We start from the raw sequence: 24,217 nt of genomic DNA, 5'->3' as shown, positions 1-24,217 counted from the left end.
ATAGCCCCTCAACCGAGGGGCTATTTTTATGCTTGATGAATATGGACTTGATTACGACCTTTTAGTTTTGCCTGCTGTAGGCTTTGAGTAGCTCTACCAATAATGCCATCTGTGCTATCTCCTGTTGCTGTAACGCCAATAGAGACGGTGGCTGTAATCCATTCATCATGAATGTTCAAAGGTAGCTTTTCTATCAGCTGTCTTAACCATTCAAGCTGCTTTTTCGCATCGACGTTGTCGTTTGCCTCGAATAGTACCGCAAATAGTCCGCTTTCATAGCGAGCAATGCAATGTGACTTTGGCTTTGGGAAGCTGCGTTTGATGATGTCTGCTACATATAGAATAATCGTGTCGCCAATCATATCGCCATAGTCAGCATTGATTCTTTTTAATCCATTTATATCGATCAAAGCAAAGTAAGCGCTAGAATTTCTGAGTTGCTGGGTCAACTCTGAACGCATGGTGAGCTTGTTGTCCAGTCCAGTAAGTGAATCCTTATCGTTGAGGTATTGGAACAGCAATAAGTTTGACAGAGCGACTTCAGAGAAATCTCGAATAGCCCTTATTACGCCATCAAAGGCAAAAAACGCACTCTTAACGTATATCACGCCAATTAGGGTATCCCTCTGAAATAGCGGCAATATGTAATGACGCCCATTCACTTGAAGCTTTCGCGCTAACGCATCATTGTTACTGTTATATACATAGTTCAATTGACGTGAGGTGAAGATGGACGGCAATGACTGGCATTGATGAATAACTTTGGTATTGCCATGAAAGTCGACGGTTTTAAAGCTCCCAGTATCTTGTTCGTATAGACAAAATTGTACGCCTTTGTGGAAGATAAAACGGTCAAAGATGGCGCGAAGATCGTGTTTAAAATGAGCAATGTCAGGCGCCTGGTTGAGTCTTGCTAAAGAGTGGTTGAGCTGGTAACTGATGTAGTTAATAGATAGAGCCAGCGATAACAGCGCTAATATCACCAAAGCGGTGAGTGAAATCTGATAAGACGTAAACAGAATATCTGCTCGACTCGTTCCAGAAACGAATATCCATTTCATTGGGTTTCTTGCGTCAAACATACTGACTTTGAGTTCGCCATTGTAGTGGTATTCGTAGCTACCTCTAGTTTGTCCATAGGCGATCTTCTGTTCTAGACCTTTTAGGTAGCTGATGGATTCTGTGCCGATTCTTAGAGGGTTAGGGTGGAAAATAAGTCGGCCATTGGTGCCATCGATTACAAAGACATAGCCCTCTTTCAGCGTTTTCATATTTGCGAGATATTGAGTGATATGTTGAGCGTCTACCTCGAACCAAACCTCCAATCTTGGTTGACTGATCTGTTGCTTAATAGCAAATACCCATAACCCATCGAGCTTTTGATACAAGGTAGACACGGCATATTGATGTGAAAGGGCATCGAAGGAGTGCCATTGAATCGATGACTTTGTTTGCTCACTAATACCTTCTCCTTGATTATCGACATAAGTTTGAGCGACCGGGTCGAATACACTAATACTCTTATACAGGTATGTGTTGTCTAGTGTTTGCGTAACAAGTGAAGCAAAACGCGGGTCGTCGATATGCTTTTGCAGTAAATCCACTTTTGCAAAGGTCGCTTCAATTTGTGACCAAACCAGTGCCGTTGCCATCTTTACATTGGACTGAGATTGAGATTTCGCAAGTTGAAGAGAATGTTGATATTGCTGATAGGAGATAAAAATAAGCGCTGCAATAAGAGCAAAGGTGAGCGGCTTTAGGGCTCGTAACAGGATTTTTGGCAGAGACATATTGTATTAAACCAATTGAGCATGCCGAAATGGTACTACGTCTTATATAAGTGATACAAAACAATTATTTGACGTAAAGTTAGTAGAGATCAATTGATAAAAATAAGAGGTTGAAAAACAACCTCTTATTGATAGGTATATTAACACTAAATTATGAGTCTGTAGGAGAAAAGTGCAAAATAGCCATAGACATCGGGGCTTGTAGTATTTCACCTTCAGCATGTCCTACTTCCGACTCCGCAATATGCGTGTCGCAAATGGTCTTCCAAGTCTGATTTCGATCGTTTGGCAAGGTAAAACGAGCGGGTGCTTTGGTTTGGTTAATTAAGTAAACCATCTCATCACCGTCATCCCCAATACCAATATGTAGAGCGACGCTACTGAGTCGATTCCAATCTTCCATGCTCATTAATTTTCCATCCACACGGCTCCAGAAGATGCGATTATCGTTACGCTTCTCGCCGCTAAATGCGCGGATGAAAGGCACCATATACTCTTTGCGAGCGGAAAGCATGTCTGCTAGCCATTGTCTGAAGTGTTCTTTCGGCTCACTTGAGCCCCAGTCTAACCAACTGATCTCGTTGTCTTGGCAATAGGCGTTGTTATTACCTTTTTGTGTGTGTGAGAGGACATCGGCGGTCAAAATATGGGGAATACCAAACGAGAATAGCAGCGTTGCCATAAAGTTACGTTTTTGCTTTTCGCGAGTTGTCAAAATGACTGGGTTATCTGTGTCACCCTCGGCACCATAATTGTCAGAGCGATTATCACCGTGTCCATCGCGGTTTTGTTCACCATTGGCCTCATTATGTTTGTGTTTGTATGACACCAAGTCTTGCATAGTGAAACCATCGTGGTAAGTGATGTAGTTCACGGTCAGCTTATATGGCCAATTTGCCGCACTGTATAGATCTCGAGAGCCCATTAAGCGGGTAGCGAACTCCTTCAAATAACCTTGATCGCCACGCCAGAAGCTACGCGTAATGTCTCGCAAACGGTCATTACACTCATTCCAACCAAATGGGAAGTTACCGACTTGATAACCATTAGGACCGATATCCCATGGCTCTGCAATCAACTTAGTCTGTTTTAGTACAGGATCTTGCGCGACAGCTCTAAAGAAGGCAGCGTCACGGTTAAAGTTATCTCCGTTACGACCGAGTGTCGCAGCAAGGTCAAAACGGAAGCCATCGACGTTGAACTCTTGAACCCAATAACGGAGTGTATCCATAACAAGGTTGAGTGCTGGTTGATAATTGAGGTCAACCGTGTTTCCGCAACCGGTAAAGTTTGCAAAAAACTCGCCATGGCGTAGATAGAATTTAGAGTCTAAGGCTTTCAGATTGAAGACCGCTCCGTTATCTCCACCCTCCGCAGTATGGTTGTAGACCACATCAAGAATGACCTCAATACCTTGGCGGTGAAGTTCACGAATAGCAGTTTTTAGCTCTAGTACAGCATCTGAATCCGCATAGCGTGGATCTGGTGCCATAAAGACATATGGGTTATAGCCCCAGTAGTTGACCTTATCCATATTGAGCAGATGAGGCTCGTGCATGCAGGCGGCGACAGGGAGCAATTGTATCGAGTTGATATTTTGTTTCTTATAAAACGCTAGCATCTCTTTGCTGACTAAGCCTAAATATTTGCCTCTATCCTGCGATGGGACTTTATCATTGAGCTTAGTGGAGCCTTTTACATGAGTTTCGAATAGCACCATTTCTTCGCGAGGAATTCTTGGTAGTTCAGTGTCTTGCCAATCAAAGTCGTCAGCAATGACGACACACTTTGGTAATTCGAAGCTTTTTGATGCATCAAAAGGTGGAATATAATGCAGAGCTTTGTCCAACGATTTTGCATAAGGGTCTGATATGAAATGACGCTCTTCACACGTTTCTATGACAAAACCATAACGTTGCCCAGCCGTGACTTCGCTAATGTGGGTATGCCTTACTCCAGCATATTCATTAGGGAGTGGGAACAATTGAATATTATCGTTGTCATCAAAGAGAGCTAATTGGATATCTGGGCAATCTGGAGCATGGATCGCGAAGTTACATCCTCGTTTATCCAGCGTCGCCCCTAATGGATATGGGCTTGATTGATGTTGTGTCATAAGATTTTTTTCTATTTGTTCGTGAATGACATTACTTAACTTTCAATAGTTAATAGCTTTGTAAACATTAGGTCAAGTTAAGATCACAGAATTTTAAATGTAATTTAATTTCAGTTTATTTGGCGTTATTTTGTAAAAAGTGATGTAAGACGTATTTTGTGCGTCAAAACATTACCAAATCCGCTACTCCTCCCCCCTTTTTTTGTGACTTATCCTTAAAAAACACCATACGGTTATTTTTCTCATCCTTTCTCATCCCCCTTAACAATCTTCAGGGTGGAGGACGTATCGCACTTACTACTTGGTTAATCTGACACCGTTCAATCAACTCGGGACCCTAAACCGATAAATATTTCAGACCTAAACGCATCAGTACTGCCTCTGCGGCGTTTTGGAAAATGAAATTGAATATAACGATAAGTTAAACGGAGTTTTCTAATGAAAAAAGTAAGTGTAATTGCTGCTGCAGTGGTGGGTGCTTTAGCTTCAGGCGCTGTGATGGCGGAAGACAAAGTACAAGAAGGTTGGCAAGTTAATGGTTATGGACACCTTCTATATAACGTAGGTGAGTCGCTACAACTTAATGAAACTTGGGAGCACCGCCGTGACTATCGCGCAGCGGGTGCAGCTTTCTCTGGTAACCCTAACCAAGTAGAGTTTACGGTAACTAAAGGCAATAACTACGAAAACGGCGCTTGGTCTAAATACGTTCTAAAGACAGAATATGGTAACAACGAGGGTGGTAATGGTCGTGGTTTCTATGGTTCTTCAGGCGGTAACGACAGTCACCTTTCGTCAGGTCAATTAGAGTTTAAAGAAGCGTATGTAGAGCTTGGTGACCTTTCAATGTTTGCTGAAGGTACGAGTATTTGGACGGGTAAGCGCTACTTGAACCGTCAAGCAGGTATCATCACAAAAGAATATTGGAAACAATCATCTGGTCTAGGTGCAGGTGTTGAATATAAAGGTTTGGACTTTGCTGATAACTTTGGTTTCGCAGTGGTTTCTGCAGATCCGGGTGATGGTTACTGTAACTCCGGCAACACTACTGAAAATGGTAAACAATGTGAAACGTTAAATGATGGTCGCAGCACTACATTAACGTCAATGGATTTATACCTTTATGGCATAAAAGCGCTAGGTGGTAGCTTTGACTTCGACGTTAAATACCAAGTACGCGCTCATTCAGATCAATATCGTGTAGATACTAATACACCAGATGCAGCTGACAATGGTATTGGCGCTGGTATTACTTATTCTCGCGACTACTACGGTTTTGATGGCTGGTCATTGACGGGTGTTACTTACGGTAAAGGCATTGCCGCTACTAAAGGTACAAACTTCGGTAACTGGAATGGTGGTTGGGCAGAAGATGATGTCTCTCTATTCTTAACGTCTTATGGTGTTGCCAACATTACTGAAAACGTTCAACTAGGTTCAGAAATTGTCTATTGGAACATTGATAACAACGAACGTGGCCAGGTTTGGGGCGCGCAGGATGGCGTAACTCGCGCATTCTTGGGCTTAACTCCTACGTACCGAGTAAGCGACAACTTCCGTTGGGAAGCAGTTTTAACAGCGGCAAGCGAAACAGCTAAGGGATGGCGTACAGACGATACAACGTATTTCTACTCAGCTACATTAGCACCTGTTTTCACTGTGAATGCAGACTACTGGGGACGTCCACAGATCAAACCATACATTGCTTATATGTCATCTAGCGATGATTCTTATGGATGGTCGCAATCATCGAAAGGTAGTGATACTCGATTCGGTATCGAAGCTGAAATCTGGTTCTAATCAACCTAGTTGAATTTACTAGATGAAGTCTTAATCTAACAAGGCAGTCTAAGGACTGCCTTCTTTTTCTAAAATGGTGGAATATTATGAACAAAAATATTTTGGCGCTAGTACTTGGACTAAGTGTGGTTGGTTGTGCGAGTAACTCTGGTGTTGAGCCCACCATCACAGATGCTCAAATGAAGTCAGAAGACGTTTGCTGTATCAGTAAAAAAGATTTTGCTTGGGTGGAGTTGGATAAGACTGAAGATGTTGGTTTTGTCATTGATGAATCATCTCCTGTATGGGAATTCAAAACCGGTAAGAGCTTTTTCAATGCGTTCGAGTTCTCTCCTCGTTCTGGCAAAGTAAAGGTAACCCTGAGCAGTAAAATGCTCAAAAAACGAGTGTTAGCACCGACAGTTCAATTACTCGACAAAGAATATAATGTGGTAAGAACTATCACTCTTGATGAATTCAATATTCGCTATTCAGACATGTTCGATGCGAACCGTTATGTAACGAGTTTTGAAGTCGACGCACAGTCATTACCTTACATGATTGTGTTCACTAACAGTTCAGATGTCGGCCAGTTAGTTTCAGTACCACATCCTGCCAAGGTGAGAGCAGAAGAAAGCGGGGAGCCGTTACCTATTGTTACTGACCCTAAGTTTAAACATAGTTATGTAGGTGAACTGAATTTAGAAATAGAGACCCTCACATTGGGGTCTAGAAAAGTGGATAACTCCATGGTGGCACCTGTTACAGCGGCAACGACTGGCATTGTAGCAACGAGTGTGAAAGCAGCTCCAGCAACCATTCAACCAGAGACAACAAGCTATTATCATAGTGCCATTCAAAAAGCCGTCGCCGAGGACAACATCCCTAAAGCACTTAGTCTGCTAGATGAAGCGAAAGCTCTTAACGTCGAAGGTGCTCAGGAAACGTTTGTTAAAGCAATTAACAGCCGTAAGTAACCTAATATAGAATTTACCCCGTCTCGAATCATTCTGCTCGGTATAGGAAGCGGCAATGGTTCGAGGCTTTTTCTCTAAGCAGATATTCCGCAAACGTCATTTCTCTAAACTAAGTTGTAAAAGCGTGTAATAGATCGCCTATATCACTTAATTAATCTCCCTTCCTGCCGTTACTATATAGAGTAACCGTTACCCAATAAGCTATTAATCAATGTCGACACTTTCTATTGCAATAGGTGCAACCAGTCTTTCGCTCATCTTGGCGTTTATCTGGATGTTCTCGCTATCCTTACGACGCAAGAGGATGGAGCAAGAGCGTCTTGAGCGTGAAGCTGCCTATCGACGTGCAATGGAAAAGGCGCGTCAACAAGAAAGGCAAGAGCGTGTTTATAAAGCGGAAACGGGCCATGTACCTACAATTCTGTATTTAGCGAAAGAAGCCGAGCGCAAGAATGTGAAAGAAGCGCTGTATTGGTACAATAAAGGTGCGCAGTTGGATAACGTCACGGCGATGTACGGCATTGTTCGTCTCAGTGATAAAAAGCGCGAAGACTTGGTATTACGTGAGCAAGCAAACTATTGGCGCCTTTGTATTGCTGGTACTGAAGGGGATTCTCATGCCAAATTTGAAGCCGCTAAGGCTTTAATTTATGGACGAGGTACCGAGCGCAATATTCCCAAAGGTGTCTCTACCATTCAAGAAGTTGCTGAAGAAGGAAATTTAGAGGCCATTCTCTATATGGGCGACTGGAGTATTTCTCCTGATAACCCAACACCATCGCCTAAACAATCGACTCTTTGGTTTGAAAAAGCCGCGGAAAAGCAAAGCGAAGAGGGCATGACCAAACTGGGTCTGAATTACCTCAATGGTGTTGGTGTTGAGCAAAATACTGACAGAGCTTGCTATTGGTTAGAGCGTGCGGCTGAGAAAGGCAATGTAGAAGCTATGTATTATGCAGGTGAAGCATGGCGCGACATTAAGCCTAATGGTGCTGCTATCGCTTATATTTGGCTTTTTATGTCCGCCTATTTAGGTTATGAGGCTGCAAAATCAGCAAGAGACTCGGTGGGTTCGACATTAGGAGTGGACTCGGTCGTGGGGCTTCAATCTTTAGCAAAACCCGTCATTAAAAAACTTCAGTTTGGGCCGATGGTGAAACATTCGCTAATCAAGGCATTAAACAAGCTCTATAAAAGAGAATTACCTCTTTTTGCACTTGAAGATGCAGACTCTTTGAATAAAGAGCAGCCAAATACGGAATCTTCAGAGAGTCAGCAAACGACCTCCGATAATGACACCTCAATGCAAGCGAATGAATCTGATTATAATTATTCCAACTACCACACTTCCTACCCCAATCAGTAATCTCATTTACGGGATGAATCTCTCACTAATGATTGGCATTGTTTCATTTATGATTGCATTGAATCATAAATAGCCAAATAATCTATTTTTGTTATCGATTTGAGAATGCTTTGTTCTCTAAATTAGCTTTTGGTTCAATTTTGATGTGATGTCTATCACTTCAAACTCTACTTTGACATTCCCCTGACAAAAATGATGCTCAACAAAATATGCTGAGCTCAGTTTTAGTGTGGCGTCTAAGGATGCTTGGCAGTGGCCTAAACGCTCGCACGTTAAATTAATGCCTTTTGGCATTCCTGTTCTATACGGAGCTTTTCATGAAAACTTTTAAAATGACATTAGCGGCTGCACTTGTTGCTGCTGTAGCCCTTCCTGCAAGCGCGAACTACGTTGACGTTCGTGGTGCTTACAAAACAGAAGCTAAGACGTACGAAACTCGTGTACGTGCTGGTTTTGACTTTGCAGAAGATTGGCAAATCCACCTTGAAGGTACTCAAGCTCAAGGTGATAAACTGTTTAGCAACTCGGGTAAGAGCGTTGCTGCATTCGAAACAGAATTAAACTACAACTGGGCAATTAACGATAACTTCACGTTAACTCCAGGTTTCGTGTACTGGAACGGTTCTGATCACATGGAATACCGTCCATACCTAAAAGCAACGTATGCTGAAGGCAACTTCTATACTGCAGCTCGTTACCGTTATCAAGCGGCATCTAGCAGCACAACTCCTGGTGTTAAAACAAACGACACTAACCAAGTTGACCTATGGGTTGGTTATAACCTAAATGATTTCGCACTTGAGTATAACCCTGCTTACATCAACCAAAAAGACGGTGGTGCATACACGGGCAACAACGGCGACAAAGCGGATACAAAGTGGGAACACACATTCCAAGTTAAGTACACTGGCTTTGAATCATGGGCTCCATACGTAGACTATCAAATTCTTGATAAGACCTACATTAACCAAAACTTCGAGACCAAGACAGAAAACCGTATTCGTGCGGGTGTAACGTTTAACTTCTAATCGTTACCGAATAGATTGTCGCTTAGCGTCAAACCGAATTGAAAAGGCAGCACATAGTGCTGCCTTTTTTAATCTTTATAACCAGCCTTTGTTTAACTCTCTTTCAGATGATGTACCATCTGCTGTCTTAACCATGTAATGGCAGAGTTGTGACTCATTTTACTTGGCCAAACCATATAGGAATCAAAGGTTTTAGTTTCAAATGGGAAAGGAAAAGTTTGTAGTTGAAATACGTCGCCGTATTGATCTGCTACGGATTGAGGTATAACAGCAATTGCTTGTGAGTTCGAAACGGAAGGAAGCATACCTAGTAACGATGAGTGTTGGCTAAACACCTTTCGTGGTGGCAATACTTCGCTGACGAGCCATTCCACAAATGTGAGATTGTGGCGTCTGATATTCAGTAGAACATGACTTTCGGTCATATAGTTGGATTTATCGAATTTACCTTGCTGTATACGCGGATGATTTTTACTGGCAACGCATGTTAGCCCTTCACTGTGCAGTAATTCTGATTGAAATACTTTGCTATCTGATGGCGACACATCAATAACTAGATCCACTTTCTCCATCTGAAGATCTTCGTAGATTCTAGCATCTTTGGGAGGCAGTTCTTTTAAGATGATCTCGATATTTGGATAGGTAGTACAGACATGAAGACGTTTCTGAAGCCTTAACATAGCGGCTTCATGACAATATACGACGAATGTACGTTGTGTTTTCTTTGGATCAAACGCTTCTAGACCTTGAATCACTTTCTCTATACTCATGATATGGTCATGGGTCTGCTCATACAGTTCTTTGGCATAGCGTGTCGGTTTGATGCCTCGGCCAGTTCTCGAGAATAGTTCCTTGCCAACATTTTCTTTAAGGCGTGTCAGCGCATTACTTACCGCAGATTGCGTCAGGTCGAGTTGCTCTGCTGATTTGGTCACAGATTCTGTTTCGTAAGTAGAAATAAACACTCGCAGTAAGTTTAGATCGAACTTCTTGTTAGGTTTGCTTTCTAGCTTTTTGTTGTCCATAGCAACGTCCTGTGTCGTTGTCTGTTAATCGAGAGTTTTCTTGAATCTAAAGGCGGCAACAATCAGACCGACGACGGTAAATCCAGCCAGCCAGACGGTATCACGCCATACGTCAGACAAATCAGCGCCACGTAAAATAATGCCGCGTATCATGCGCATAAAGTGAGTTGCTGGTAAAGCTTCTGCGACCCATTGAGCGGCATTCGGCATCGCTTCATAAGGAAACATAAATCCAGAGAGCAAGATAGAAGGCAGCAAGATAAACACGGTCATTTGCATGGCTTGCAACTGAGTCTGCGCGATGGTTGAAATCACCAAACCCAAAGTTAAGCTAGCGGCTATAAATAGCAAACTTCCCATCAGAATTTGACTCACTTGACCATTTATGGGAACGCTGAAAATCGCCCAACCGAGTCCTAAAATAATGAAGATCTGAATCAGTCCGATAAAGATATAAGGGACTATCTTACCGATCATTAGCTCAAGGGAATGAATAGGTGTGGTGATTAACAACTCCAGATTACCTCGTTCGCGTTCTCGCACGATGGCTGCACTGGTAAACAAAATCATCGTCATTGTCAGTATCACACCTAAGAGTCCAGGGACAATATTCACTGCGGATCGGCGACTTGGATTATAGAGTAGGGTTGCTTCGAAGGTTTTTGGAGAGCTTGGCTGGTAGCCTGCGATCGCAAATTCATTGATAGGCATGTTTTGCAATCCCAAAAGCGCAGAACTGATCATAGTATCGGAACCGTCGACCAGCCATTGGCCTAGTGTCTGCTTATGAGTAATACGTTGCGTTAGGTTGTTAGGTAAGATTAACGCCGCACGTACCACACCCTCACGAATGGCAACCTCTGCTTCCTCAACCGTTGGATATTGCGCTTTAACGGTGACTACCTGAGTGACCTTGACGGCTTCTACAATAATCCGCCCTGGAGCTGATTGGCTTTGATCAACGATCGCAATCGGAATATTCCGCACGTCCGTATTCATTGCAAATCCAAATAAAATAAGCTGAATGAGTGGTATCATGACAACCATCCCAAACGTAATGCGATCCCTTGAGAGCTGACGAATTTCTTTGACCATTATGGCGCTCATGCGCGTTAAGCTTTTCATTGTCTGCCCTTACCTGTCACGGAAACAAAGACATCTTCTAAACTTGGTCTTGCCGGCGTGAGCTCTGCCTGAGCTAAATCAGGGAAGCGCGTTTTAAGCCATAAGATGGGGTCTGCGACGGATTGATAGATCAATACGCGTAAGCGAATTCCTAACTGAGCTGCAGATCTAACCTCTTCACAAGCGATGAGCTTCTCTTTCAATGCTCGTAATTGAGGCGCTCGCACTTCGATAATGTTGACTCCCATATTATTCATCAGCACTTCTGGCTCATCATCCGCGCGCATTTCTCCCGCTTCCATAATGGCTAATCGATGACAACGCTCAGCTTCATCCATATAGTGGGTGGTGACTAGGATAGTGGTGCCTTGATCACTAAGATCAAACAGCTGCTCCCAAAATTCTCGACGATTCTCAGGATCCACGGCTGAAGTCGGCTCATCCAAAAAAAGCAGTTCTGGTCTGTGCATGGTCGCAGCTGCAAGAGATAAACGCTGTTTTTGGCCACCGCTCATGCCGCTGACTCGTTGTTTCTTGAGGTTGGACAGACCGTAGATACTCAGTTGCTCTTCTATTCGATTGTTACAAAAAGAGCGGTTCATTCCGAATATTTGCCCAATAAACTGCAAGTTCTCCTGAACAGAAAGATCGTCATACAGAGAGAATTTCTGTGTCATATAACCAATCTTTAGTCTCAGTTGTTCTGACTGTTGGGGAATATCCAATCCCAAAACATTAACGGTGCCCTCGGTAGGACTAAGTAGGCCTGTTAGCATGCGAATAGTGGTCGATTTTCCGCAACCATTGGGCCCTAGAAACCCATAAATACTGCCTTTGGGAACCGACAAGTTAATGCCATTGATGGCAGTAAAGTCACCAAACTTTTTGGTGATATTGGTTGCTGTAACGGCAATCTCGCTCATCTACTTCAGCCCCGCTAAGTCAACTTGAGCTGGTACTCCGGTAGGAAGTGTTTGAGCACTGTCAGGTAAGTCGATCTCTGCCAGATACATCAAGCGTGAACGCTCATCTTCAGTTAGAGCATAATAAGGGGTGAATGACGGATCGGATGCGACCCAACGAACGTTGCCCGTCAGTATTTGATCTAACCCGTCCACATGAACAGGCACTTCAATACCCGGAACGAACTTCACCCTGACTGATGAAGGAACATAGACACGCGCATAAGGCACTCGGTCTGCAAGCACCACGGCAACAAAGGAACCTGTGGCAACTCGTTCGCCAAGATTGTATGGCAGGTTATCAAGTACGCCATCACGTGTCGCGACGATAGTGAGCTCATCCAACTGCTGGGTTTGTAATGCAACGTCGGCCTTGGCAGCAGCCAAGGCAGCTTCTGCTTGTGTGATATCCTCGGGTCGGGTACCGGCTGTCAGCTTTGAGAACTCTTCTGTTGCCGAGTTTAGCTCCGCTCTTGCTGAGTCGCGGTTAGCTAACGCTTGGTCCTTTTGCGATTGACTTGCGAGTTTTTTGCGCACTAACTCTTCTGCTCGAGAGTAGTTCTTTTCCGCTTCGATCAATCGAGCTTGGGCCATATCTACTTTAGCTTGCGCAGCTGCAATATCTTCAGGTCTTTCACCATTGGTTAGGCGAAGTAAGTAAGCACTGGCTTTTGCTTCTTCAGCTATCGAATGAGCTAATACGGCTTCTTGCCGTTTGGTGTCTAAGCGAACTAGAACATCTCCTGTTTTTACCATACTCCCTTCACGAATAGGCAATTCACGAATGATTTCATTCGCGGTAGAAGAAAATGTAATGCGGTCTCGCTCAAGTGTACCTAGTGCTTTGCCATTGTCGTCACTTTGGCATCCCACCAGAGAAAACAAGATAGAGAAAACAATGAACAACGACCGTTTCATAGAAAACCCTCAAATATCACTTATATAGTCAATATTAGAAGCCAGTTGATTATTTTCTAGCTAATTTTCATAAAGTTATGAAGTCAAGACGTTTTGGATATTGGTATTCGTTGGGAGGTGAGATAGTGATTAATTTCAGGGGGAGTCTGACAAGCTGTCAGATAGGGAGCAGAATATGATTACTTCGCGCGGATCTTTTTAACCAGTTGTTAAACCTAACATATAGTTTTTATTGATTGTTTGACACAAAGTCACGTCCTGACATTTCCTTGAACTTTCTGACTAGTACCTGTCATCTGTATTCCGTAAATTAACGCTTAGTTCAACAAAATTAAGCAATACAGTGAACTTGGTTTGTAGGGAAATTCTGCAACAGTCACGGATAAGACAGCATCAAACATGAAAGACCAACTAACGATTTCAGTTTCAACCATTAACGGCTCCAAGCACTGGCAGTTGAGTAAATCGATGCGCCGGAGCTTAAAAAGCTTGCTTGGAGTCAGTGTTGCGGTGGTGTTTGGCGGCGCGTTGCTTATTCAACACCTTTATCAAGTTGTGGATTACGCTGAGCTCAAACAAAAAGAGCTTGCCAGTGAGTCGCAAACATTGGGTGACGAACTGGCAAATTTGCAGGACCTGAAACAAACCTTAGAGAACGACCTATCTGATAGAGAAGAGCGCATAGCGTTAGTCTCTGAACGACTTTCTGATTTAGAGAAAGTACTGGGAGTGTCTGACCAAGGCGGTGATATTGAGTTGGAGTCCCGTCTGGATGCTGCGGCAATCCACTCTAATATCCGAATGGTGATGTTGACCCAGATCCCGAGCGGTTCGCCCGTGGGGAAACATCGAATGTCGTCTCAATTTGGCAAGCGTACTCATCCTGTGACTGGGAAAGTTAAAATGCACCGAGGGTTAGACTTTGCTGTGAATACAGGTACGTCAATCTACGCCCCTGCAGACGGTGTGGTTGAGGTAACAAGGCGCAGTAGTAAAGGTTCTGGCAACTTTCTTCGACTACAGCATTCATTCGGATTTTCAAGTTCGTACTCACATCTTAAGAGCTTCAAAGTTAAGAATGGGCAGTTTGTACGTAAAGGGGATTTGATTGCCATTTCGGGCAATACAGGTCTGTCATCTGGACCACATTTACATTATGAAGTTCGCTTTGTTGGGCGAGCGTTAAACCCTAGGCCGTTTGTGGAGTGGGGTGTGCATGAGTTTGAAGATATCTTTAAAAAGGAGCGAGGAATACGATGGGAATCTTTAGTAAAAACAGTGGAACAAAGAGTCGCTCAGCAGCTGCAACTCTCATCGCCAAAGGCTGTACTATTAGCGGAAAACTCAAATTAGAAAGTGATATTCAAGTCGATGGAATTGTTGATGGACAGGTTCATGTTGAAGGTTCACTCGTCGTTGCAGAGTCGGGGCGAGTGAAAGGTGAGATATTTGCTAAACAGTTAATTGTTAACGGTATTGTCGAAGGCAATTGTCATGCGGAGCATATTCAGATACTCGCCAATGGTCGGGTTAAAGGTAAAGTCTGGAGTAACAATTTGAGTATTGAGCCGGGCGGTAAGTTCTTTGGTGAAACGGCAGAGTTTCCAGATCACGAAGTAGTAAACCTAAAATCCAAAGAGCCCTCGAGCACAAATGCCATGCTTAAAGAAGCAAAAAAGCCTGAGCTTAAGACTGAGGCAAAAAAAACGGCTTAATCAGAATGGTATAAAGGCACCGTGTGGATGCTGTGCCTTTATCTCGATGAGTGATATTGCGTTTATTGACGAGTTCTTTTTTTTCTTTCTTTCTCTTCTTTGTACCCCAGAGTTCTAATGTGTTCACCGTGAATAGTGTTTTTCATCAGAGCCCACAAAGCCGCTAGAAAGCGTTTATGTAATTCGTGGTGACGAATGTATTTCATGTGGACGTAGAGGTAAATCACGATAAACGCCAATAGCGCCAAGATGACACCATAAGTTTCATATAAAGAAAGTAAGTTCATATTGAAAACCTTGTAGAAGCTAAAAGTGAGTTATTTGGCCAAATGATTCATCCAAGCTCGGCTTTTAAAACGATATAGACAAGCAAACCATTTGAATATGGCCTCAAAGAAAAAGGCAACGAACACGATGTCCGCAGGAAACCGTAGATAGATGGCGAAGAACGCCGCAATAGGTAAACCAAAACACCATTGGGTTAATAGGTCTTGATAAAGACAGAATTTAACGTCACCGCCTGCCCTCAGCACACCCACCACCATCACAGTTGGCACTGAACGTAAAACAATACCGATGCATAAAACTAAGAAAAAGCGTTCCGCCAGCGCATAGGATTCAGGAGTGAGTGCGCCAAACAAGCCTAATACGACATCCTTTTTTGAATAGAGGGTAAGTGCGACAATCATGGTGGCTAACGTGGCAATAACAGCGAAAAATATCGCTTGATAATAAGCACGATCGTAATCCTTAGCGCCCAAATTATTACCGACCACGACGGCAGATGCGTTGGCGATACCTACCAATAGACTAAGAGAAAATGCCTCAATCGGTGAAATGATTGAAAGGACAACTAAGCCTTCAGTGCCGGTTTGTCCCATTATCGCGGTATAAGCAAATACACCGATAGCCCAGAGAAAAAAATTTAGCGTGGTTGGAATACTAAGAGAGAGGAAATGTTTTACATCACCCCAAGTCAGATTGCTGATAAACCCGTTGAGATGAAGAACTAAAACACTATTTTGGTGTTTTAAGAATAGCCAGATGAGAACGGCCTCACACATGGCAGCTAAGGTAGTTCCTAACGCGGCACCTTTCAGTCCTAGCGCTGGCAAGCCAGCATAACCAAAGATGAGTAGCCAATTGAATGCAATGTTCAATACTATGCCGATAGCACTAAAGAAAGTGGTTGTAGAGGCGTGATGTATGGATCGTAAACCCGCAGCAATACTGGTTTGATAAGCCATAAACAGTAGGCTGGGCGCAGCAAATAACAAATAGGTATTGGCTAAGTGAGAAAGAGTATCCTCGTTACTGGCTAGGTGGATGATATTGATCCCCCACAAGCTAAACAATAGGATACACATCACCGCCATTATACTGGTCATGCCCCAGGTTAAAGTAATACTACGAAGCAATCCTGTTTTATCCTTTGCTCCAAAGTATTGGGCTGCAAGCATGGCTCCGCCTGTTGAGATACCAGAGAGCAAAATGGTGGCGACAAACAGAATCTTAGTTGCGACACCAGCGGCAGCGACATCAAACTCAGTCAGTTGACCCAACATGACCACATCAATAACACCTTTGCCGGAAAAGAGAATGGTTTGCAGGGTAATGGGTATTGCTGTGGTCCATAGACTTTTGAGCATGGAAAGATCGAAATAGCTCAATGGAGAACGATTTCCGTCGGTAGATTGATTGATATGCATGTTTTTTTACTTCACAAACTAACTCAAAAGTTGCTGCTATTATGAACGTATGTCATATATTATAAAAATCACTTATGTAGGGGATATCCGTTCAAATTTTGGTGGTGATACATGCATACTATTGAGCAAATTTCGGCTTTTGTCGCGGTATACGATTGTAAAAGCTACAGTCAGGCTGGAAGACAATTAGTCAAAGATAGGACAACGGTTCGTGAACTGGTCAAAGCCTTGGAGGACGCGACTAATCTCAAATTGATTAATGTTGAGGGAAGGGCGGCCTTACCAACCGAAGAAGCCGAAGCTCTGATTGAGCAGTTTCGCTTAGTATTGAGGCAAAATGATAAGCTTCTTGCTCATATACAGACGTTACAGTCACCACAAAAGGCGACGCTGACTGTCGCGTATAACGAAGATTTTCCTATTGAGGCTATTCAGAAAATCGAGCAGCATGCACTTAACTTCCATCCTAAGGTGCGAGTTAGTTGGCTGGAACGAAGTAGAAAATTAGCATTGGACGGTATTGTCTCTGGGGAAATTGATCTCGCGATAATGCCATCCCTTGGTTTACTGTACCCAGAAAAAACGGTGGATTTTATGCTGATTGGCTATGTGTCTTATGGGATCTATGTTGGTGAGCAAAGTGTACTCAAACCTATGGAAGATTTTACGTTGGAAGACATACAGCTTGAAATTCAATACGTAAATGAACGAACGATGTTGGCAGAGGGAGCAATTCAACGTTTTTCTTCTCACTCTAGGGTTACAGGAGGAAACCTGCAAACGTTAGCCGCCGTTGAGCGAAATGGGTGGGCAGTTCTTCCCAATTGGATATCGACTAAGTGGGGCAAGAGTCGAGTTGTTAAGAAACATTCCCCGCTATTAAGTTGTGATTGGCAAGTGCCTTTTAGTTTGTTTTATCAAGTGGGCAAAGAACGACACCGTGTGATTCAAGATATCCTATCCGTCTGCTCTGATATGAAATTAAACCAATAAAATTCAAAACTGTGATGAAGGTATTCACTGAGAGTTGATATTAATCAATCAACTCTCAGTATAACCCTTTGGTATAGTAGGGACATTCTTTGGAAGAGCTACAATTCGCCTAGCGCAGCTCATCTGAATGAGCTCGGAAGTAGTATAATTAAATAATACCTTTGACTAAAAGTGAAAGGATCTGAGCATGTCTAGGCAAAACAATAAGTCTTCTGAAAGTCGTCGCAGATTTCTACGTGACGCAGCAAGAACAGCGGTCGGGGTTGGTGCTGCGGCGACTTTTCTGGGGTTACAATCCAAACAAGGGCAAGCAAAAACCAGTGGAGGAGTGCCTATACGGCCGCCTGGAGCGCTTGCTGGCGACCAATTTGACCAAGCGTGTTTGCGCTGCGGTTTATGCGTCCAGGCCTGTCCGTACGATACGCTAAAGCTTGCAACCCTTTTATCTCCTGTAGCATCAGGAACGCCATATTTTACCGCCCGTGATATTCCTTGCGAAATGTGTGAGGACATTCCTTGTGTGGTGGCGTGTCCAAGTGGTGCGCTTGATCATTCACTTACTAATATCGATGACTCCCGTATGGGTCTCGCGGTTCTTATTGACCATGAAGAGTGTTTGAACTGGCAGGGGTTGCGCTGCGATGTTTGTTATCGAGTGTGTCCGGTCATCGATAAAGCAATTACCCTTGAGCCAATTCGCAACCAGCGCACTGGTTACCACGCCAAGTTTATTCCAACGGTTCACTCTGACCACTGTACAGGCTGCGGTAAATGTGAGCAGGCATGTGTTACCGATGTACCTGTCATAAAGGTTGTGCCTATTGAACTCGCTAAAGGCCATATGGGCGACCACTATCAGCTTGGATGGGAAGAAAAGGTAGAACTTCGCGATGGTACCTTCCCTGAAACACCAGAGATAGCGCCGAGTGAGCACATCCGCATTAATGACGGGAGGAAATAACCATGGCTAAGAATCTCGCAAAAGATGCGGGTAAAGACGCGATAAAAGAGCTTGGCTGGTGGAAGGCACATCGTTTTTTGATTTTAAGAAGGTTATGCCAACTGGCCATCATAGGTCTATTCATGGTGGGGCCAACATGGGGAATTCTTGAAGGCAACCTATCATCCAGCATGTTATTTGGGGTGATTCCTCTCAGTGATCCACTCCTCGTGATGCAAACATTGGCCACAGGGCACTGGCCAGAAGTGAACGCTCTCATTGGTGTTGCTATTGTTGTTGTGTTTTACGCTCTTATTGCTCCTCGTGCGTTCTGTGCTTGGGTTTGCCCTCTCAATATGGTCACCGATTTAGCAGCGTGGATGCGACGTAAACTCAATCTTAAAGCCAGTTATAAATGGTCTCCAAAACTTCGCTATTGGTTGATTCCGGTGATTCTACTGGGTAGTGCTGTTTCTGGTTCACTGTTGTGGGCGTGGATTGACCCGGTGGCATCGTTACATCGTGGATTGGTATTTGGGATGGGTGCTGGCTGGATACTGATTCTATTGGTTTTCTTACTTGATCTCGTTTTGGTTGAACACGGTTGGTGCGGGCATTTGTGCCCACTGGGTGCAACTTACGGCGTCATCGGTCGTAAGAGCGTTATCAGAATTAAAGCAACCCACCGAGAGGCGTGCACTAAATGTATGGATTGTTATAACGTGTGCCCTGAACCCGATGTTCTTAGGCAGCCACTGAAAGGGGGAGATCGTCGTGTTATGAGCCAAGATTGCATTAGTTGTGGACGCTGCATTGATGTGTGTGCAGAAAAAGTACTCGAGTTTACTGCGAGTTCAAAGCAAGACCATAGTTAGAAGTCATAAGTTATGGAACGTCGCGTCTAGGCTCTGTAACGTTCCATTCTAACAGTTTGCTGCTTTTTACTTTTCTATCAATGGCGTGTTTGTGAATATGGGCTAAGGCCATATAGGTGGCTAACACTATGCTAAGCATGCTTATACTTTTACCTTATTGGTCAACATGTCTAAGGTGACACCGTTCATTTACGATGAATACCACCCAAGCATTATCGTTCCATACTGAGTCTTCTTCTGGGGTCCAAACTGTGCAGTCCAAGGTCGTGGTGTCGCTGTAGTTTACGGTGAGGTCAAAATTCATAAGATCTTTTGACATATTTATTTGTTTGAAGTCACCGAGTGACGAGATATCAATTGGTGGCGATTGTTGACCTATGTGAACTGCAGTTTTATCTATATGCTTGTGAACATCAAGATCTAGGATAAAAACGGGAACTGTCCCGTCCACGGTTTGAACCTTGGGTTGGTGTAGAGCTAATAGTTGATAGTCATCGGTGTCGGTATTACCTAGACTAAAAACCCAATAGCGAGCTTTATCTACCAGTTTAATTTGAGTGTTAGCTAGCGCCAGTTGTTCATTTTGACTAATAAGCTCAATGTTTAGTAAGTCAACGAAATCAGCAGTATCGCGAAATTGTACGATCTTCGAATAACCGATACGGCGAGAGTACTGGTCTTTCAGTAACTCATGCTTCTCTCCGTTTAGAGACGTGGCTATCACGTCAGTCTCAATGGACTCAATGGGACTAACAATAAAGTCAAATGTACGAACAATCATACTTTGAGGTTGCGTTAGGGTTGCTTCTGGATTAGTTGGACTGCTTCCTCCGCACCCAAGCAACGTGCTGGCGGTTAACAGGAAAGCAAAACATGACAACGAGCGTAGTACATTCATAGAGTTTCTCTTAATTGAAAGTGGAGTTAAAGTTTACTCAGGCGATGAAATCCAGACTCTTGATATACAGAGCCATTTTGGGGCATCGAAAAGGTTGGCTGATATTAATCCAGCTTGGCTTCCTATCTTCTACTGAAACGGAATAGTGTGCTTCCATAAACTGCAGTGTTTCTTCGATAACAGTATTCCAGCGTTGATCCTGTCTAACGATAAGTTGGCTAGACTTTGGGTAAAATTTCCATTTAGTCGTACTTAACTGAGGGCAGATATAAACCTGACCTAAATGGTCAACGATTACTTCACCTTCAAGTTTGTTAGCACGAAACTTCTTATTTACGTCATCCTTGGTATCAGTGTGAATTTTAATGGCATAGATAAACGGCATATATAACCTACAGCTGTGTTTATTCCTCAGGAGAACCTGATAAAGTTGTTTAAGCATGTTCCAACAATGTAGTCACATTATTGGATAGAATTGGTAATGACTAAATATACAGTCTTGGATCGCGGATGCTTAGATCAATGTCGTCCATATAAGCAGCTAGCCTCTGTGGCGAATCGATGCGAACCTTGCCTCTATTTAAAGTAACAAGCTGATTTCTTTCTAGTTCTTTCATTACTTCGTTTACCCGTTGGCGTGCGATACCTGTCATGTCACTTAACTGTTGCTGTGACACTGAAATTTCGACCATCGATTCGTTGGTGTTCATATGAGCCAATATATCAATCAACTGATAAACAATCCGCTCTGTGATATTCGCACTATATATTAACTGGCTTTGTAGCCACTTCTCTTTTGACTCAAACGTTAATGAATAAAACCATTTGTAGATTTCAGCATTCTTTTCACATATTGGACGCAAGCGTTGGTTACTAAAATGAATAATGCTACAAGGTTCTATTTCAATAAATATAAAAGGCAATAAAGAGGCATTAGGGTCAATATAATTTCCGAACCAGCCATCTTGACCCACTAATAGGCAATTTGCAGTTTTTAAATTTGGTGTTTGTATACAAATCGCTAATGTTCCACGTTCTATAAAGTTGATGCCTCTATTTATGAGACTCGGACTTGTCAACGCAGGGTCTTCGATTGAAATTCGCTGAGCCACAGAAACCAGTTCTTGTGACAACTCTGGCGACAACGACGTCGTCCATCTCAATTGTTCAACCGCTATCGTCTTTGTCATAACCGCCTCTTTTAATATCTTCTTATAGATTATAGAGGCTTACGGATATTATGAATGCGTTTCTTGCCGTCGTTGAGGGAGAGTGTATAGGGGAATGCAGAGAAGAAGTATCCGATGGCGGACACTTCTCGCAATTAATTTAATAAAAGTGGTGGACTGTGTTCGAAAACAACGATGGTGTGCTTAATGAAATAGCACCCCTGCAGGGGATGATGGCTACTGAGCTATATCCAATATGTTGTCTTTTACACCATTGGTTCTGAACCAACCTGCGATGCTAAAACGCTCGCGGTGAGTTGGCAGTACTTCGTGAGGGAACTGCTCTGAGAAAAACACAAATAATCGGCCTGATTTTGGTTTGATTCGCGTCAACTCATTGTCATCTAAGTCGTAGACAACTAAATCACCACCATCTTGCTCTGTCCATTCATCGTTCATGTAGAACACTGTCGTCAAACGGCGATTCTCGTTACCGCGGAAGCAATCTAGGTGTTTCTGGTAGAAATCACCCTTTTCATATTTTGCAAAGTGCGCTTCATATTCAAATAGGCCCAAGAAAAAATTCTGGTTTGCGGCTTGGCGAATGATCTCCATCTTACTAAGAAATTGTTGAACTGGTTCACCAAGATCGCTCGATAGCCAGCAGATTTTGTCACTGCGAATTGCGCTTTCACGCATGACTTCGTCGTTGCGACCAATACACGCTTTTTTCCAGTTCTCTGGCAGACACTCTTTGAGCGCATCAACTTGATCGGGAGACAGAAAATCGTCCCAAATGTAATAGCCTTGAGAGAATAAAGAATCGATGAGCTTTTGCATGATAAGCGCCGCCGTGGTTGTAAGAAACAGGAGGCGCTTTATAGATAATTAATTCGTTGTCATCAAATCGGTCTTTTTGTCGTGACGATTAACACTGTTGCATTTTAGGCTCTGACAAAAACGGTCAGAGCCTAAAGCGTGATTAAAGATCGATTCTAAAGACAGATGTCGTCCCACTGACTTCGTTACCGACGGCAATAAAGTGGTTGCCCTGACGAGTGAAGTACTCAATGGATTCAGGTCCAAGATCGCCTGCCTTTGGGTTGTATTGGGCATTATCGCAATCGCCATCATCTACTTGAGTGCAAACTGGCTGGGAGAAGTCACGGTTATTAACGTAGGTGATAAACAGGGCTTGTGCAGGTTCTGTAACATCATAGACCATAATGCCGCCATGACGTTCTAAGCCAATGAACGCGTAGTGACGACCATTAATATGTGCAACTTCAATGGCCTCTGGCTCGACACCTTTATCATCACTGCGGTCATCTGCGGAGCCGTTATTATCATTAGTGCTATTGAAGTACTTCGCTTCCTTCATGAATACAATGTTGGCAAATTCATCGCCACTGTCATAAACCCGTTCACCCGTTTCATTCCAGATAGAGAAGGAGCGAGCGCCAAAGGCTTGCACTTTTTCATCTGCTGCCAATGTTTGGTTTGGCTTGATCACTTTAAGGCGTGCTAATTGTGCGTTGTCTTTTAGAGCGACTGCCAGAGGATGATTCGGATCCACTTTGAGCTTCTTTCCACGAACCTCATCAACGTAAGCGATACAGAAGTCTTGCTTGTTAGCGTAGTCCTCAGCATTTTGCTGTTCGTCACCGTCCCACTTGAAACCTTGTTTATCACATTGTTGTTGTGTGGTGTTGAAACCATACTCACGGCCATCACCTTCATTCGCGGTCACTACATAAGTTTCGCCATTTATGCTATAGCTAGCTATGCTGTCGGGCATATACAGGCCTTCTAACATTGGGTAGCTCTTCAAATTGCCCACAATGTTGTCTTTATTAGAGGCATCAAGTTTCGCTGTTTGCCAAGATTTGCCTCCCAAGCCAACGATACTTTTAACACTCGCTGAAGCAACATCAATCGTCGCCATCGCATTGTTTTCTTGAAGGGCTACATAGAGCGAGCCTTTCTCATCAAACGTTAAATATTCCGGCTCTAAGTCTTGAGCAACAGTCGCGTTAGGATGAGAGATGCGAACTTTAGAACTAAGTTCTGAGTGACGAGATTGGCCCTGATTAAACTCGCGAAAGTCAATCTGAGTCACTACTGCTTTTTGAGGTCCATTGTTTAGGTCGACCAAAGTGACAGATCCTTCTGGGTCGACAGAGTAGTCTGCGTTGGGTTCACCTTCGTTTGCACTAGCAAGGTAACGGCCGTCTTTGGAGAAGCTGACCATGTCTGGCAGTGAGCCTGCTTGGTAGGTGGTAATGAGCGCTAAGGTATCGGAGCGATACAAGGCAATAATGCCTTTGTCTTGCTTATTACTATTCTCGATAGCAACAGCGACCAGTCCTTCATGAGCCGATACACTATTCGCTGCGCCAATTTTAATGCCGGATTGCTGTGCTGCGGATACTAGATCAATCTGACCTGTCGAACTTGGCTTACCTTGTTTATCAAGCGAAAGTACATCGACTTTCTTTGCTTGTGCATTGACCACATATAGCTTGTCGGTGCAGCTATCGTAACTGACAATCTCTGCAGCAGATGTACCAAACGGGGCATCTGCGATGGATGTGCCGACCAAGGTAAGACCGGAAATTGACATTTCTGAAGGTTCAGGGACAACTGATGTTTTACATTGAATATTAAACGTCTCAACGGCATTGAAAGCTGTCTTTGAAGAAGAGTTTGATGCACATCCAGATAGTGCGATGCTTGCTACGATAACCGAAGCAAAAGTGGTTCTAAGCGAGTTCATATTTCCTCCTTGAATGATTAACTCGCCGAGGATAAATATATTTTGTTACGTTTGTG

Annotated in this window: 22 protein-coding genes; 9 read left to right on the top strand and 13 right to left on the bottom strand. The window is 43.5% G+C overall.

What is annotated here, in order from left to right; translation table 11 throughout:
• Positions 1–26 precede the first annotated feature (26 nt).
• Both VME0621_RS16850 and glgX read right to left on the bottom strand, forming a co-directional pair.
• The gene (locus tag VME0621_RS16850; protein WP_062463419.1) at positions 27–1,790 is read right to left on the bottom strand and encodes a sensor domain-containing diguanylate cyclase; all 1,764 of its coding nucleotides are present in this window, start codon (positions 1,788–1,790) and stop codon (positions 27–29) included.
• Positions 1,791–1,941: 151 nt separating this feature from the next.
• Positions 1,942–3,906, bottom strand: a complete 1,965-nt coding sequence (gene glgX / locus VME0621_RS16845; protein WP_062463422.1) for a glycogen debranching protein GlgX — start codon at positions 3,904–3,906, stop codon at positions 1,942–1,944.
• 438 nt (positions 3,907–4,344) lie between these two features.
• Between glgX and VME0621_RS16840 the strand changes: the two genes are divergently transcribed.
• From VME0621_RS16840 to VME0621_RS16825, 4 genes are all read left to right on the top strand, one after another.
• Positions 4,345–5,706, top strand: coding sequence for a carbohydrate porin (locus VME0621_RS16840; RefSeq protein WP_062463425.1), 1,362 nt, complete (start codon positions 4,345–4,347; stop codon positions 5,704–5,706).
• A gap of 86 nt (positions 5,707–5,792) precedes the next feature.
• Positions 5,793–6,662, top strand: coding sequence for a MalM family protein (locus VME0621_RS16835; RefSeq protein ID WP_062463429.1), 870 nt, complete (start codon positions 5,793–5,795; stop codon positions 6,660–6,662).
• Positions 6,663–6,873: 211 nt separating this feature from the next.
• Entirely contained in the window at positions 6,874–8,028 is a 1,155-nt protein-coding gene (locus tag VME0621_RS16830; RefSeq protein ID WP_062463432.1) for a tetratricopeptide repeat protein, read from the top strand.
• A gap of 317 nt (positions 8,029–8,345) precedes the next feature.
• On the top strand, positions 8,346–9,056 hold the full coding sequence (locus tag VME0621_RS16825; RefSeq protein ID WP_062463435.1) for an oligogalacturonate-specific porin KdgM family protein: 711 nt from the start codon (positions 8,346–8,348) through the stop codon (positions 9,054–9,056).
• A gap of 92 nt (positions 9,057–9,148) precedes the next feature.
• Here VME0621_RS16825 and VME0621_RS16820 read toward each other — a convergent pair whose 3' ends face one another.
• The 4 genes from VME0621_RS16820 to VME0621_RS16805 are packed head-to-tail and all read right to left on the bottom strand — an operon-like array spanning position 9,149 to position 13,086.
• Positions 9,149–10,081, bottom strand: coding sequence for a LysR family transcriptional regulator (locus tag VME0621_RS16820; RefSeq protein WP_065311708.1), 933 nt, complete (start codon positions 10,079–10,081; stop codon positions 9,149–9,151).
• A 24-nt stretch (positions 10,082–10,105) separates the two neighbouring features.
• A complete protein-coding gene (locus VME0621_RS16815) occupies positions 10,106–11,206 on the bottom strand; it encodes an ABC transporter permease (protein ID WP_062463437.1) in 1,101 nt (366 codons plus the stop codon).
• Positions 11,203–12,129 carry an ABC transporter ATP-binding protein gene (locus VME0621_RS16810; protein ID WP_062463440.1) on the bottom strand — a complete coding sequence of 309 codons (927 nt, stop codon included), beginning with the start codon at positions 12,127–12,129 and terminating at the stop codon, positions 11,203–11,205. Before VME0621_RS16810 ends, VME0621_RS16815 begins: the two co-directional genes overlap by 4 nt.
• Entirely contained in the window at positions 12,130–13,086 is a 957-nt protein-coding gene (locus VME0621_RS16805; RefSeq protein ID WP_062463443.1) for an HlyD family secretion protein, read from the bottom strand. It abuts the gene before it with no gap.
• Positions 13,087–13,485: 399 nt separating this feature from the next.
• Here VME0621_RS16805 and VME0621_RS16800 point away from each other — a divergent pair, with 399 nt between their 5' ends.
• Together VME0621_RS16800 and VME0621_RS26210 are read left to right on the top strand one after the other, a co-directional pair.
• Positions 13,486–14,439 carry a M23 family metallopeptidase gene (locus VME0621_RS16800; RefSeq protein WP_006070096.1) on the top strand — a complete coding sequence of 318 codons (954 nt, stop codon included), beginning with the start codon at positions 13,486–13,488 and terminating at the stop codon, positions 14,437–14,439.
• A complete protein-coding gene (locus VME0621_RS26210; RefSeq protein ID WP_082795581.1) occupies positions 14,343–14,801 on the top strand; it encodes a bactofilin family protein in 459 nt (152 codons plus the stop codon). The genes VME0621_RS16800 and VME0621_RS26210 overlap by 97 nt, the downstream gene beginning before the upstream one ends.
• A gap of 62 nt (positions 14,802–14,863) precedes the next feature.
• Here VME0621_RS26210 and VME0621_RS16790 read toward each other — a convergent pair whose 3' ends face one another.
• A complete protein-coding gene (locus VME0621_RS16790; RefSeq protein ID WP_038230771.1) occupies positions 14,864–15,088 on the bottom strand; it encodes a hypothetical protein in 225 nt (74 codons plus the stop codon).
• A 30-nt stretch (positions 15,089–15,118) separates the two neighbouring features.
• A complete protein-coding gene (locus VME0621_RS16785; protein WP_062463446.1) occupies positions 15,119–16,510 on the bottom strand; it encodes an MATE family efflux transporter in 1,392 nt (463 codons plus the stop codon).
• 111 nt (positions 16,511–16,621) lie between these two features.
• Between VME0621_RS16785 and VME0621_RS16780 the strand changes: the two genes are divergently transcribed.
• The 3 genes from VME0621_RS16780 to napH all read left to right on the top strand — a co-directional run bounded on the left by VME0621_RS16780 (position 16,622) and on the right by napH (position 19,318).
• Entirely contained in the window at positions 16,622–17,503 is an 882-nt protein-coding gene (locus VME0621_RS16780; protein WP_062463449.1) for a LysR family transcriptional regulator, read from the top strand.
• A 187-nt stretch (positions 17,504–17,690) separates the two neighbouring features.
• A complete protein-coding gene (napG, locus tag VME0621_RS16775) occupies positions 17,691–18,464 on the top strand; it encodes a ferredoxin-type protein NapG (protein WP_062463453.1) in 774 nt (257 codons plus the stop codon).
• A gap of 2 nt (positions 18,465–18,466) precedes the next feature.
• Positions 18,467–19,318, top strand: coding sequence for a quinol dehydrogenase ferredoxin subunit NapH (napH, locus tag VME0621_RS16770; protein WP_062463456.1), 852 nt, complete (start codon positions 18,467–18,469; stop codon positions 19,316–19,318).
• A 154-nt stretch (positions 19,319–19,472) separates the two neighbouring features.
• Here napH and VME0621_RS16765 read toward each other — a convergent pair whose 3' ends face one another.
• From VME0621_RS16765 to VME0621_RS16745, 5 genes are all read right to left on the bottom strand, one after another.
• On the bottom strand, positions 19,473–20,216 hold the full coding sequence (locus VME0621_RS16765) for a hypothetical protein (RefSeq protein WP_062463458.1): 744 nt from the start codon (positions 20,214–20,216) through the stop codon (positions 19,473–19,475).
• Positions 20,217–20,253: 37 nt separating this feature from the next.
• Entirely contained in the window at positions 20,254–20,601 is a 348-nt protein-coding gene (locus VME0621_RS16760) for a hypothetical protein (RefSeq protein ID WP_143696309.1), read from the bottom strand.
• Between the two features lie 100 nt (positions 20,602–20,701).
• Positions 20,702–21,406, bottom strand: a complete 705-nt coding sequence (locus VME0621_RS16755; RefSeq protein ID WP_062463462.1) for a Crp/Fnr family transcriptional regulator — start codon at positions 21,404–21,406, stop codon at positions 20,702–20,704.
• Between the two features lie 216 nt (positions 21,407–21,622).
• A complete protein-coding gene (locus VME0621_RS16750) occupies positions 21,623–22,225 on the bottom strand; it encodes a 2OG-Fe(II) oxygenase (protein ID WP_062463464.1) in 603 nt (200 codons plus the stop codon).
• 142 nt (positions 22,226–22,367) lie between these two features.
• Positions 22,368–24,161: a choice-of-anchor I family protein gene (locus VME0621_RS16745; protein ID WP_062463466.1), complete on the bottom strand. Its 1,794-nt coding sequence runs from the start codon at positions 24,159–24,161 to the stop codon at positions 22,368–22,370.
• Between the last annotated feature and the right edge of the window lie 56 nt (positions 24,162–24,217).

It is taken from the genome of Vibrio mediterranei (assembly GCF_900088415.1).
Taxonomy (GTDB): Bacteria; Pseudomonadota; Gammaproteobacteria; order Enterobacterales; family Vibrionaceae; genus Vibrio; species Vibrio mediterranei.
This window is presented reverse-complemented; position numbering and strand designations above follow the sequence as displayed.